Genomic DNA, 13,182 nt, shown 5'->3' with positions numbered 1-13,182 from the left:
ATATGTGTTGAACTCGTCTCTCTCTTGATTCGTGTCATCGTCTGCCTCCGCGTGCCCCTCCGTGGAAGCCGCCTCGGCTGCCTCCAAAGCCACCCGAGGAGCGGAAACTGCCACCCATGTTGCTACGGACGCTGCTGTTGTTGAAGGAGCGGGTGGAAGGTTGTGTGGAGCGTTCCGTGTTCCAGCGCGTGGAGCGGGAGGGCGAAGTGGTGGAGCGTTGCGAGTTGCGAGAACTTCTGTTGAATCCCAGTCCGTTTCTTGAAGCCGCGCCGTCACGTGAGGTGCGCGTTGCCACCGCATTTCTGCCGGTGCGGGAAGCGGTCGGTGAGAAAGGACGGTGGGAGTTTCCGTAGCGGTAGGTCGGTCCTGTCGCGGGCACTGCAGCCCAGTAGTGATGATGGTGCGGCGCACACCAGAAGGGGTCATACCAGCCCCAAGTGTAGTATGGGCGCCAGCCGTACCATGAGCCCCAGCCCCACCAGCCGTCCCAGTAGAAGCCGAGTGCCCAGTTGCCGTAGCCGTAATACCACGGGTCGTAGGCGTAGTCATAATAGTCCCAATAGTAAGGACTGCTGACGTAGATGCCGGGGCGCGGCGCATAGAAGCGCACGATGCGTGAGGTGTAGGTTCCGTCTTCGTAGCCATCGGCATAACCCAGTTCGTAGGGCGAGAGCGTGTCGGTGGTTTCCGTTTCAACGGTCTTTTTGCCGCGGCGGTTATATTCGTCCACGTCTCTCAATCCCGTCTTGCGTTCTGTGGTCCAGTCTTCCGTGACGAAGACCGTGTCGGCTGTGAGGGGCGTGACCGTCGAGTGTCCGATGGACGTGGATTCCGTCAGGGGCAGCACGACCGACTTGCCGGGCGTCTTTTGCGTTTTTGCCTTCTTTTTGGAGGAAACGAAATATACGTCGTCCTGCGCTGCGCAGTGAAGCGTGGCAGTGCACAGACCGAGAAAAAGAATAGCCAGTTTTTTCATTGTTGCAGAGATTTGATTGGTGTGAGCACAATGTTTGTTTGTGGGCAAAGTTAGTCACTTTTCGCTCAGTCACCTGCTATCGCAGTGTGTTTGCACGCCGTTTTCATAAATATTAAGTTATCTCCGCGTCATAGTTGTTGTCTTTTTTACTTCACGAGAGTCTCGTGATTGGCAAAAGAGGAAAGTGCGGGGCGCATCGTTTGTACGGGGACGATTTGTGGAACATGAATGTTCAAACATAGATTCACTAAGGGGGAGTTAAGATGATGACCGGTTTTTATTGTCCTCTGAACACTCCACTATACGTATGTTATAGGGAACAAAAAAACTCTGCAAACCCTACACAAAACCCTACATTTGCTTTGTATCTCGCTGATTCTCCGCGCGTTGCAATGTGTAGGGTTTGAAGCGAAAATCCTACACAAACCCTGCACTGAACCCTACATGGGAACTAAGGGTCAAAGAGTCAAAGAGTCAAAGAGACTAAGAGTCAAAGAGTCAAAGAGAGGGAGCCTACCCCAACCCCTCCCTAAAGGGAAGGGCTTTGTTGCGGCGCTGATGCACCGCACATGGGGGGCTTTTTTGGAGACAAAGAGACAAAGAGACGAAGAGAGGAAGAGTGGGAGAGAGGAAGGCTAAGAAAAACTATGGGAAGGCTAAGAAAAACTATGGGAAGGCTAAGAAAAACTAGGGGAAGGCAAAGAAAAATTAGAGGAAGGCAAAGAAAAATTAGAGGAAGGCAAATTAAAATTAGAGGAAGGCAAATTAAAATTAGAGGAAGGCAAAGAAAAATTAGAGGAAGGCAAATTAAAATTTGAGGAAGGCAAATTTTAACCGGGTGCGCTCCTAATTTTTCTTAGGTGCACTCCTAGTTTTTCTTAGGTGCGCTCCTAGTTTTTCTTAGGTGCGCTCCTAGTTTTTCTTAGGTGCGCTCCTAGTTTTTCCTAGGTGCGCTCCTAGTTTTAACCGGGTGCGCTCCTAAGTAAAACTGCGTGCCGTTGCAATGTATAGTAGCGGTGTAGGCTTTTGTGTATAGTTTTTGTGTAGGGTTCGTGTTGCGGTGTAGGCTTTTGTGTATAGTTTTTGTGTAGGGTTTGAAACGCCTCAATGTATAGTTCAATGTATAGTTTGTGTAGGGTTTGAAACATAAACTATACATTTTGTAACGCGCAGTAAATCAGAAAGATGCGGGTCTAAATGTAGGGTTTGTGTATAGTTTGCATAGTTTTTTCTTGCCCTTGTAATATGATATATATTATAGGGGTGTTCCATAAATTACGGGATAAGGAACGTTCAAAAGAAAGTGCTTATTTTTGCTTCACGTATTTATGAGTAATCGAAAATCTCTTTGCGGGCACGATGGCACATGTTTTACAATCTGCTTCCCTCACAAGAAACGCCGAGACAGCGGGAGGAGTCAGTCCCGTTGTCTCGGCGTTGAGTTCGTGTGAAAAAATCGTTCGGTTTATTCTGCTGTTTCGTTCGTTTCTGTGGCTTCTTCGTTGTCTTCTTCATCGACAAATTGAGTGTAGCCGCCGCGGACGAGGATGTTGTACCACTGAATCAATTTGCGGATGTCAGAGTCGTGAACGCGGTCGCGGTCATAGTCGGGGACGACGGATGCCATGAAGTCGGCGAGTTCCTTTTTGTTTGCTTCTTTGAAGTTGAGGGCAACGGGTGCGCCGTTTTCTTTCTCAAAGATGGCTTGGAAGATTTCCATGAGCGGTTTGTCCTCCGTTTCGGTGTACATTGTCACGTCTTTGAGCGAGGTGACGCGGTCGCGTGCGCCGGCGGGCATGCGCTTCTTGGCTTCGTCGATGGATTCCACGATGATCATGCCGCGTCCTTGGGAAATCAACTTATGAAGTCCGGGCTTGCCGGAAACAGCCAGAATGGTGTCTTTCATAGTTCTGATGAATTTAATTTGTATTCTACTTTTATTTATAGGTGAGGTTGAATGTTTTGCTCCTATATATAATATGGGTATTCGCTACTTTGACGGTTCGTTGTCAATCCACAGGTCTGCGCGTTGCATTCGTTCGTCTTCCGCGAGTTGCAGTGCGAGCCATGCTTCCGCTTCTGCGCGTCCGATTTGGTTTCGCGCCATGAGTCTTTCCAACTGGGTTTTGCGGCTGACGTGGACGGTGACGCTGAGGTCGGTCAGTCGGTCGAAGCCCGTTTCAAAGAGCAGGGCGCACTCCATGAAGAGCGTCCTTTCGGCGGGGAGTTTCTTCAGCGTTTCCACCGCCACGGGGGTGGGACGTTCGGAGGTGTTGGCGAGGAGTCGTTGACGCAGGTCTTCTGCATGTTCCATCGACGCTTCAGCGTGGTTGAGGTGTCTCTTTTGGAGCAGGACTTCTTTTTCGTGACAGCGTTTTCGGAATGCTTCAGCCACACGTGGATGCACGATGGCGTTGACCTTTTCGGTGCATTCACCGCCGCGACAGATCCAGGCTGCGAGCACGGGTTTGACGAGTTGTCCGTCGGAGTCGTAGAGACCGTCGCCGACCAGTGCCGTCAGTTCGCGGCGCACGCTTTCGTCTTCGCGGATGATTCGTTTCGCTTCGCGGTCACAGTCAAAGACCTCTTGTCCTGCGGCAACGAGTTGTCGGCAGACGAAGCTTTTTCCGCTGGCGATGCCTCCGGTGATGGCGATGGTGAGCATGGGCGCATGGCGGGTCAGCTGGTTCGCGGTGTCATTCTGTTTCATCTTCGCTGTCATAGCCCGGGATGTCTTCGATGACAAATTCCACGTCCTGTGGTCTGATGCGCACGTGCGTCACGCCGGTCGGAATGGTTTTGAGTGAGAGGCGCGTGGTGTTTCCTTTGCTCTTCAGAAGGTCCTCATAGTTCACGACGAGGACGAAGTTGTCGGCAGAGATGTGCTTGTATTGCGACATACCGACTTGAAAGGTGAGGTTCACCTTTGCGGGGAAGGTTCTCAGTTGTTTGGATGCGGGGAAGTTCACCTGCTGCACCGGCACCTGCACCGTTTTCTCCACCATTCGGTCCACGCAGAACGTGAGTTTCACGCTGGCAGGCACGAACTTCGCGCCTCTCGGGCAGATGAACCCGACTTCTGCGGAGGTTGTGTCGGTGAGTTGATGGAGGGCGAATCGGCGAGTGTAGGCTGCTGTGATGGTATCCAGTGCTTCTCGTGTCGCATAGACCGTGACCGAATCTTGTGAGAGCAAGGTTTTTGCGATGGTGAAGAGTCTTCCCGCTTGCGGCATCTCGGAGATTTTCACGGGCACCTTTTTGCATTCTCCGTAGTTGTAGTAGAACTCCAGCACGTCAGGTTTGAATGCTGTGAGTTGTGTGCCGGGTTGGAGTTGTTTGACGACGCTGCGCATGAGGTCGCTTCCCGGAATGCTGACGCGTGAGCCGGCACCGGAGTATTGGTTGAAATCGATGACGATGGGTGAGAGTCGGTTGGTGTAGCGATAGGTGAGGAGTGTGATTCCCTTGTCTCGCAGTGTGACGTGCAGTCCTGTCGGCAGGTCGGTGGTGATGACCACGTTTTTGGGGACGCCGCTGAGTTCCAAGGGGACAATGAAGTCCTCTTCGTAGGTCTCATTGAGTGTTTGGAAGACCCAGAACACGAAAGAGAGTGCGAAAAAGAAAAGGAAAATCAGGAATTGCCTGTTCCAGAGTTTGGCATAGCACTTCCTGATGAGACTAAATATCATTCCAAGGAACTTTTTGTTGAGTCAAGTGTGCTGTTCGGTCGCTTTGGCAGACGACCGTCGGAATCACTTTTTGGTGGCGATGGGATTGACGCCCTCTTTGGCGATTTTGATTTGCACGCCTTTGCTGATTTCGAGCATGATGCTGCCAGTGTTCTCATCAATGCTCTTCACGGTGCCGTAGATGCCGGAGACGGTGATGACCTCTTGTCCGATGGAGAGCGAGTTGCGGAAGTTCATCAGTTCTTTCTGTTTCTTGTTCTGCGGACGAATCATGAAGAAGTAGAAGATGGCGAAGAGAACGACCATCATCACAATCATGGAGATGTTGCTGCCGGCGGGTGCGGCTTGTGCTTGGAGAAGAGTTGTGAACATGTTTCTTTGGTTGTGTGTGAAAATAAGAATGGTTTTGTTTTCTCGGGGAAAGAAGGAGCATGGTGTGTGAAGAGTTCAAGCACCGGGTGTCAAAGCAATCGGGGCTCCCCCCCCCATGGTTTTCGGGATGACCCTTTATTTTCCTTTTTCCTTTGTCGTCATGCCCTCCTTTCGGCATTTTGCGACGATGCCGTCGAGTGTGGCGTTGACGAACGATGGGCTTTGGGGTGTGGAATAGACCTTTGCGATTTCGATGTATTCGTTGAAACTGACGTTCAAGGGGATGTCGTCAAAGGTGAGGATTTCCGCCAGTGCGGTTTGGAGAATCATCACGTCCATCAGAGCCAGTCGTCCGAAGTCCCAGTTTTTGCACTGTGCGGCAATCATTTCTTGCAATTCCGTGGCGCGTGTGATGGCTGCTCTGAAGAGTTGGTGTGCAAAGTTTCGGTCTTCGTCTTTGAGGAAGAATGGGAGCAGTGGTGCTTCGTCGGGTGTGTCCTCTTTCAGTTTTTTGATGGTTTTGAGGATGAAGGAATCCACCGTATCCTTGTCGTCGTTCCAATAGAGCGAGTGGTCTTCAAGGATTTCGGAGGCTTTGTCGTTGTCCACGATGCTCCGGCGGTAGATTTTCAGGACGAGTTCTTTGTCGTCTTGGAAACTGTGCTCCTTTTGTTGGGCGTATGTTTTGAAGTCGTCGGAGTCAAGGATTTCTTCGTAGAGATTTTTGATGAACGCCGGTTCCTCGCTCCACTCCTGCTTTTTGTTTTCCAGGAAGTCCATCATCTCCTGGTTTGCTCCCAGTTTTTCAATGCAGCGGTTGGCGGCGAAGAGAGCGTCGGCAGAGGCGTTTTCGGAGGCGATGCCGGTGCGCCGTTCGCGTGCCAGTCTCACGTTGTCGCGTGTGGCTGCCAGTTTCCGGAGTTCAAGAAGAGTGGAGAGGAGGTAATGATACAGGTCTTGCGTTTTTTCAAGAGAGAAGTCCAGTTCTTTGTACGCGGTTTCCGGGTCTTTGCCTTCGTTTTGTGAGAATGCGTACAGCAGTTGTACAATCTTCAGTCTGATGAGCGATCTGTTAATCATGATGAGAACGTATGTAAGAAGAATGCACCGATGAGTTCAGTTTGACGGGGTGCATGGGATTTTCGCGTTGCAAAGTTGGTGCAAGTCGAATGCAGAAGTCCAAGCTTGCTTGAGGCTTTTGCTGAGACGCCGCCCAATTTCGCACTGCAAAGATACAACGAAGAAATGAAAGCGTCAAATTTATGTTCATTTGCTGCCGGCGGAGCGTTGATAGCTCAGAGCCGAGAGAATGTAGATTTGCATCATAGCCACGGCTCTTGCGTTTTCTCCGCCGTTGGGGATGATGATGTCCGCATACTGTTTCGTGGGTTCGATGAACTCGTCGTGCATGGGCTTGAGGATGTTGCGATATTTCCCAATCAGCATCTCCAGCGGGTGTCCGCGTTCGGCGGTGTCGCGTTCGATAACGCGCAAGAGTCGTTCGTCGGCGCCTGCATCGACATATATTTTTAAGTCCATGAGGTCGCGGAGTTTTTTGTCGTAGAGTGTCATGATGCCCTCCACGATGATGACCTCGCGCGGCTCCACGTGCACGGTTTCCGGCAGGCGTGTGCAAGTGATGTAGGAATAGGTCGGTTGTTCGATGGCGCGTCCTTGGCGCAACTCCTCAATTTGATGTGCCAGCAGTTCCCACTCGAAAGCATCGGGGTGGTCAAAGTTTGTTTTCTTTCTGACTTCTAGTGGGAGGTCCGACTGGTCGTTGTAGTAGGAGTCCTGCGGAATGACCGCCACGGTGTGTTCGGGAAGTGAATCCAAGATTTTGCGCACCACTGTGGTCTTTCCCGAGCCGGTGCCGCCCGCAATTCCAATGATCAGCATGGGTTGTGAGTGTGTTTGGTTGCGAGTAAAACGGCAACTCGTCGTTGTCAAGACAATGTTTCGCGGTTGCGCAGTTTTCGTCTCGCGGGTGGAAAAAGGAATGAACTGTGCTGCAAATGTAAGAAAAAAACCGTGTGCATCGCTTTTCTTGCTCCATTCTCTGTGATTTATGGGTGGCGGTTCCCTTTCCCTCTCTGTGTCTCGGTTCTGCAAAAAACCGTAACTTTGCACCTCCCTTGCTTTTGCACAGTCATGAAGACAGAAAAGTTCAAAGAAAGTGTGGTCAGTGCGCTTCCCGGCACGTGGAAGAGTTCCGTCTGGCTGTTGAAGTTGATGATTCCCATTTCGTTGGCGGTGACGCTGATGCAGCATTTGGGCGTGTTGGCGTGGATTGCCGTCCGTGTGAATCCTCTTTTTGTTCATCTCGGCTTGCCGGGTGAGTCGTCTGTGGCTTTCCTTTCGGGTGCTGCGGCAGGCACCTATGCCGGTTTGGCAGCGATGATGTCGATTCCGCTCACCATGAAGCAGGCATCCATTCTTGCTTTGATGATAGCCCTCTGTCACGCCCTTCCGATGGAGTGTGCCGTGAATCAAAAGACCGGTTCTTCTTTTTGGAAGATGGCTTCGATTCGCATGGCGATGGCTTTTGTCTGTGCGTTGCTTTTGAACTTCATTTTGCCGGAGATGTCCTCGCCCTATCTCTATCTCGGAGCTCCGGCAGACAGTCGTTGGGAGGAAGTGTTGCTGACGTGGGGCGTTTCTCAGTTGAAGATGTCGTTGATGGTTGTGCTCATCATTTTTGTGTTGATGGTGATTCAGAGACTGTTGGAGTCATTTGAACTTCTGGCACCTTTGTCGCGTTGGCTTTCGCCCCTAATGCGTGTCTTTGGCCTTCCCAACAATGCTGCCTACATGTGGCTCGTGGGCAATCTCATTGGCATCAGTTATGGCGCTGCCGTCATGCGCGATTTGGAAGAGAAGGGCATGGTGACGCGTGAAGAAGCCAACGAAGTGAACCATCATCTCGTCATGAACCATTCCATGCTGGAAGACACCATTGTCTTCGGCGTCACGGGCATCTCTGCTTTTTTGCTTCTCGCCACCCGCCTTGCTTTTGCGCTTGCTCTGGTTTGGGAAAGGAGATGTCGTCTTTGTGTTCAGCGCATGCTTCAAAATCGCTCGGTTTCTCCGGACAGATAACGTTCTTTTTCCTTCTATAGTATTTTCCTAATCTTCCTCCCGTTTTGCCTTGCTTCGGTCTGTCGCTGCATGACCTATAAAATATAATATAGTCCTAATCTTCCTCCCGTTTTGATTCTTCACATCTACAATCCGTCCCACGAGGAGGCGCTGTCGGCGAACACTCCTTATTATTATCCCACGCTTGCCGCACGCAGTCAGCGTCTTCGTTTCGGTGCGCTTCCGGCGTTGTGGGCGTTGCCCGGCGATGCCGTTTGGGTTGAGGAGGACGGTGTTCTTCCCGACGCTCCCTTGTATTCCGGTGTTCGTTTCGTGACTCGTCGTGAGCTACGCCCCTCTTTTTGGGAGGAGGTGGAGCGCATTGAGCCTTGGGGTTGGGATTTGCTCGTTCGCCATTCCTTGCGCAAGGCGGGAGCACCGGAGCGTCTTCTTCCGACCGACGAGCAGTTGGCGACAGTGCGTCGTCTGAGCAGTCGCGAGACCGTGGCACCCGTGCTCCGGGCGATGCGTGGGTTGAGCATACCGACGGTAGGCGAGTCCGTTGTGTGTCGTTCTGAGGAGGAAGTGAGAGAGCGGATGAACATTTGGGGCGATGTCATGGTGAAGTCCCTTTGGTCCTGCTCCGGTCGCGGTGTCGTGCGGTTGTCGGTGTCTTCGCCCGAGAGCCTTTGGCGTCGTGTCGGGAAGTGGCTGGCGTTGCAGGGTGGGGCAGAGGTAGAGCCCGCCTACGACAAGTTGGCAGATTTCGCCCTCGAGTTTGACGTGGATGAGGCGCGGCGCGTCACCTACCGCGGTCTCTCCTTCTTTGACGCCTCCCCTGCCGGTGCCTATTCCGGGAATCACGTCGCTTCGCCCGAGACGCTGTTGCGCTTGTTGTCCGAGAAGGCGGGGAAGGACGTGGGGAAGGAAGTGGCTGCTGCAGCGAAGACGGCGGAAGAGGTACTGGCGGAAACGCTCGCGCCGCACCATGCCGGTCCCGTGGGCATAGACATGATGTATGTCCTCTCCGGCGGCGCTCCCGTGCTGCATCCCTGTGTGGAGATAAATCTCCGCCGCACCATGGGGCGCGTGGCGTTGGACCTTTGGCAGCGTCTTGAAGGAAAAACAAAAACCGAGATGAACGTTCTTTTTGACACCTATCTACCCTTCAAACAGCGTTAGAGGCTGTCAAAGTGGCGTTGGAAAATGAAAAGGATAGAAAAGGTGTAGGGGTGTTCTATAAATTACGGGATAAGGAACGTTCAAAAGAAAGTGCTTACGTTTTGGTTGGTTTCTTAGCGCGCCCTTTTGTAAGTTTCGTCAGTCACATAGCCCGCTATGCTCCTTCCTCAATTGACAAAAGTTCATCTCTAAGAAATCAAAAATCAACTCAACCTAATTTTTAGAACACCCCTGTAGAAAGGAAAGCACTTTGGCTTTACCGTCTTATCTCCTCCGCTCCCGCTTGTCGCAGCATCTGCTCCGAGTGGTTGCCCCAGGTCACGCCGATGGTGTGGCAGCCCGCGCGGCGTCCCATCTCGATGTCAAAAGTTGTGTCCCCCACCACGGTGGTCGCTTCGACGCTGATTCCATGGCTTCGCATGAGTCGTTCCACGGCTTCGGGATGAGGCTTCGCGTGAACCACATCGTCACACGCCACAATCTCTGCAAAGAGCGGGCGAATGCCGAGTCGTTGGCAAAGTTGCTCCGTCGATTCGTGTCCGCGGCTGGTGGCTATGGCGAGGACGGCGCCCTCGCTGTGAAGTGTTTTGAGCCATTCTTCCATTCCGTCGTAGAGCACAATTCCTTCCACGCCGACTTCTTCGAACAAGCGGCGATAGGTCTCCACCGTCTGTTCCAGCCTTTCCCCCTGCAGGTTGCCCAGTTTCGCGATGCTTTCCGTCAGCGGTAGTCCGATGGTCGGGACAATTTCCTCTGATTTCGGCACGGGGAGGTGCATGGTGCGGAAGGACGCCTGCATTGTCCGCACGATGCCGGCGCGGGTGTCGGCAATCGTGCCGTCGAAGTCAAACACGAAGAGGGGGCGACGTTTCACCAACTCCACGCTCACGCCCTCGGCGCTGAAGCCCGCGATGGGCGGCGAGAGTTTTTCGATTTTGACGGTGACTTCGTTCACCTTCCGAAACTCTTTCAGCACGGCGGAGGCGATGCGTTCCGCGACGTGTTCGATGAGTTGGGAGGGGAGTGCCATTTCGTGGCGCACGAGGTCGGCGACCTCTGCATAGTTCACCGTGTCTTCCAAGCGGTCATCACGCAGGGCACCGGCGCAGGCGGCGTCGGGCACAAATAAAGTGAGCGACACCCGAAAAGGTGCGCCCACTTTGTTTTCCAGAGGCAGTACGCCGTGGCGGGCGTAGCACTCCATACGATTGATTTCTATTTTCATCCTTAATATATAATCGGTAAGGAGAAGACTATCCGCAGCGGCTTGCTCCGCAGTGTGTGCAGATGAGGCAGCCCTCTTGATAGACGAGCGTTTCGTTTCCGCAGTTGGGGCATTTCTGTCCCGTGGCTTCGGTTCCGTCCTGAATGTATTTCTTCAGTGCACGGCTGACGCCGACCTTCCAAGTGTTGATGTTCTCGCTTTCGAGTTGGAGTGAGTTCACGAGTTTGATGACGTTCTCAATCGGCATTCTGTAGCGGAGGACGCCGGAGATGAGTTTCGCATAGTTCCAATACTCTTTGTTGAACTTCTCGGAGAGTCCTTCGACGGTCATTTTGTAACCGCGTTTGTTCTCGAACTGGAAGTCATAGCGTTTGGTTCCGTCGGGCAGGATGGTCTTGAGGATTCGTCCTTTGGTGACTGTTTTGGGGAGCACGATGCCCTCGTCGTCGTCTTGGAGACCGGTGAAGATTTCGTAGGGTTGTCCGTCGAGGAGTCCGACGAAGGCGACCCATTTCTCTTTGTTGTTTTGGAAGCGCACGACGTCGCAGTCCAAGACGTCCGGTCGTCGTTCCGTCACCTGCGGCGGTCGGCAGATGGGGATTTCGTTCGTGTTCTCTTCCTTTTCTTCCTTTTTCTTGTCCGTCTTTTGTGTGCTGACGAGGACGCCGGAGCGTGAGCCGTCACGATAGATGGTGCATCCCTTGCATCCGCTGCGCCATGCTTCGACGTAGAGTCTGTTCACGAGTTCTTCGTCCACGCTGTTGGGGAGATTGACGGTGACGGAGATGCTGTGGTCCACCCACTTTTGGATGGCGCCCTGCATTCTCACCTTCATCAGCCAATCGACGTCGTTGGCAGTGGCTTTGAAGTAGGGAGAGCGCGCCACGAGTTCGTTGATTTCCTCCTGACTGTAGTTCTTGGTCGTGTCGAGTCCCTGTGTCTGCATCCAGGTGAGGAACTTGTGGTGATAGACGATATATTCTTCAAAGGCGTCGCCCGTTTCATCAATATAGTCCACGTGAACGGAGGGGTCGTTCGGGTTCACCTTGCGGCGTCGCTTATAGACCGGCATGAAGACCGGCTCGATTCCGCTGGTGGTTTGTGTCATGAGGCTGGTGGTTCCGGTGGGCGCGATGGTGAGGCAGGCGATGTTGCGGCGTCCGTGTTTCTCCATCATGGTGTAGAGTTCCGGGTCAGCCTCGCGGAGACGGGAGATGAAGGGGTTGTTCTTTTCGCGCTCTGTGTCATAGACTTCAAACGCACCGCGTTCGGCAGCCATGATGGCAGAGGAGCGATAGGCGGTGAGGGCGAGTGTCTGTTGCACTTTGACCGCCATGTCGGTTGCTTCCTGTGTGCCGTAGCGCAGTCCGAGCGCTGCAATCATGTCGCCTTCCGCAGTGATGCCGACACCCGTGCGGCGTCCCTTGGCAGTTTTGGCTTTGATTTTCTGCCAGAGTTGGAGTTCGGTTCTCTTGACTTCATCGCTCTGCGGGTCGCTTTGAATCTTCTCGATGATGGCGTCGATTTTCTCCTGTTCCAGGTCGATGATGTCGTCCATGAGACGCTGTGCGAGGATGACGTGACGGCGGAAGAGTTCAAAGTCAAATTCGGCTTCGGGAGTGAAGGGGTTCTTGACGTAGGAGTAGAGGTTGATGGCGAGCAGGCGACAGCTGTCGTAGGGGCAGAGAGGAATTTCGCCGCAGGGGTTGGTGGAGACGGTTTCGAAGCCAAGGTCAGCGTAGCAGTCAGGGATGCTTTCGCGACGGATGGTGTCCCAGAAGAGGACGCCCGGCTCAGCACTTTTCCAAGCGTTGTGAACGATTTTCTTCCAAAGCGCCTGTGCGTCGGTGTCTTTGGTGAAGGTTGGGTTTTCGCTGTCGATGGGGAACTTTTGGTGATAGGTTTTTCCTTCCACGGCGCAGTTCATGAATTCGTCGTCAATTTTCACGCTGACGTTGGCACCGGTGATTTTTCCTTCCACCATTTTGGCGTCGATGAAGTCCTCAGCCTCCGGGTGTTTGATGCTGATGGAGAGCATCAGTGCTCCGCGTCGTCCGTCCTGTGCCACCTCGCGTGTGGAGTTGCTGTAGCGTTCCATGAAGGGTACGATGCCAGTGGAGGTGAGTGCGGAGTTTTTGACGGGTGAGCCTTTGGGGCGTACGCCGGAGAGGTCGTGACCGACTCCGCCGCGTCGTTTCATGAGTTGCACCTGTTCCTCGTCGAGTTTGAGGATGGCGCCGTAGGAGTCGGAGTTTCCCTCGATGCCGACCACGAAGCAGTTGGAGAGGGAGGCAATTTGGAAGTTGTTGCCGATGCCGGTCATCGGGGAGCCGGCAGGAACGATGTAGCGGAAGTGGTCGAGCAGGTGGAAGATTTCTTCGTGGCTCACGGGGTTAGGATACTTCTGCTCGATGCGCGCCAGTTCTGCGGCGAGACGGTGGTGCATGTCAGTGGGAGAACACTCGTAGATGTGACCGAAAGAGTCTTTCATGGCATACTTGTTCACCCAAACGCGGGCTGCAAGTTCGTCACCGCCAAAATACTCTAACGAAGCGGAAAAAGCTTCGTCGTAACTATAGGTTTTCATGAATGGTTTGGAAGGTTTTTGTGATTTGCGTTGCAAAGTACGTAAAACGCAGTGAAATGACAAAGCGAAAAAG

At 53.0% G+C, this 13,182-nt stretch carries 12 protein-coding genes; 3 read left to right on the top strand and 9 right to left on the bottom strand.

Annotated features, from left to right (window positions below; genetic code table 11):
- Positions 1–34: 34 nt before the first annotated feature.
- Positions 35–976, bottom strand: coding sequence for a hypothetical protein (locus tag I6E40_RS02370; RefSeq protein WP_235385253.1), 942 nt, complete (start codon positions 974–976; stop codon positions 35–37).
- A 569-nt stretch (positions 977–1,545) separates the two neighbouring features.
- Between I6E40_RS02370 and I6E40_RS02365 the strand changes: the two genes are divergently transcribed.
- On the top strand, positions 1,546–1,794 hold the full coding sequence (locus I6E40_RS02365; protein WP_235385252.1) for a hypothetical protein: 249 nt from the start codon (positions 1,546–1,548) through the stop codon (positions 1,792–1,794).
- Positions 1,795–2,441: 647 nt separating this feature from the next.
- Here I6E40_RS02365 and I6E40_RS02360 read toward each other — a convergent pair.
- The 6 genes from I6E40_RS02360 to udk form a co-directional block, all read right to left on the bottom strand.
- Positions 2,442–2,882 (bottom strand): DUF5606 domain-containing protein, encoded by a 441-nt coding sequence (locus I6E40_RS02360; protein ID WP_235385251.1) that lies wholly within the window; start codon positions 2,880–2,882, stop codon positions 2,442–2,444.
- An 84-nt stretch (positions 2,883–2,966) separates the two neighbouring features.
- Positions 2,967–3,686 (bottom strand): dephospho-CoA kinase, encoded by a 720-nt coding sequence (locus tag I6E40_RS02355; RefSeq protein WP_235385250.1) that lies wholly within the window; start codon positions 3,684–3,686, stop codon positions 2,967–2,969.
- Entirely contained in the window at positions 3,673–4,665 is a 993-nt protein-coding gene (locus tag I6E40_RS02350) for a YbbR-like domain-containing protein (protein ID WP_235385249.1), read from the bottom strand. The genes I6E40_RS02355 and I6E40_RS02350 overlap by 14 nt, the downstream gene beginning before the upstream one ends.
- 63 nt (positions 4,666–4,728) lie before the next feature.
- Positions 4,729–5,037, bottom strand: coding sequence for a preprotein translocase subunit YajC (yajC, locus tag I6E40_RS02345; RefSeq protein ID WP_235385248.1), 309 nt, complete (start codon positions 5,035–5,037; stop codon positions 4,729–4,731).
- 135 nt (positions 5,038–5,172) lie between these two features.
- Complete coding sequence (gene nusB, locus I6E40_RS02340; protein WP_235385247.1) at positions 5,173–6,117, bottom strand: transcription antitermination factor NusB; 945 nt, start codon at positions 6,115–6,117, stop codon at positions 5,173–5,175.
- A gap of 186 nt (positions 6,118–6,303) precedes the next feature.
- Complete coding sequence (udk, locus tag I6E40_RS02335) at positions 6,304–6,936, bottom strand: uridine kinase (RefSeq protein WP_235385246.1); 633 nt, start codon at positions 6,934–6,936, stop codon at positions 6,304–6,306.
- Between the two features lie 252 nt (positions 6,937–7,188).
- Between udk and I6E40_RS02330 the strand changes: the two genes are divergently transcribed.
- Both I6E40_RS02330 and I6E40_RS02325 read left to right on the top strand, forming a co-directional pair.
- Complete coding sequence (locus I6E40_RS02330) at positions 7,189–8,136, top strand: nucleoside recognition domain-containing protein (RefSeq protein WP_235385245.1); 948 nt, start codon at positions 7,189–7,191, stop codon at positions 8,134–8,136.
- A 111-nt stretch (positions 8,137–8,247) separates the two neighbouring features.
- Positions 8,248–9,297 (top strand): hypothetical protein, encoded by a 1,050-nt coding sequence (locus I6E40_RS02325; protein ID WP_235385244.1) that lies wholly within the window; start codon positions 8,248–8,250, stop codon positions 9,295–9,297.
- Positions 9,298–9,553: 256 nt separating this feature from the next.
- On the opposite strand, the gene folB is transcribed toward I6E40_RS02325, so the two are convergent.
- Positions 9,554–10,522 carry a dihydroneopterin aldolase gene (gene folB / locus I6E40_RS02320; protein WP_235385243.1) on the bottom strand — a complete coding sequence of 323 codons (969 nt, stop codon included), beginning with the start codon at positions 10,520–10,522 and terminating at the stop codon, positions 9,554–9,556.
- A gap of 28 nt (positions 10,523–10,550) precedes the next feature.
- On the bottom strand, positions 10,551–13,109 hold the full coding sequence (locus I6E40_RS02315; protein WP_235385242.1) for an adenosylcobalamin-dependent ribonucleoside-diphosphate reductase: 2,559 nt from the start codon (positions 13,107–13,109) through the stop codon (positions 10,551–10,553).
- Between the last annotated feature and the right edge of the window lie 73 nt (positions 13,110–13,182).

Source organism: Prevotellamassilia timonensis (assembly GCF_021531665.1).
Taxonomy (GTDB): domain Bacteria; phylum Bacteroidota; class Bacteroidia; order Bacteroidales; family Bacteroidaceae; genus Alloprevotella.
Note: the sequence above shows the minus strand (reverse complement) of the source record. Positions and strands in the feature narration are given on the sequence as shown.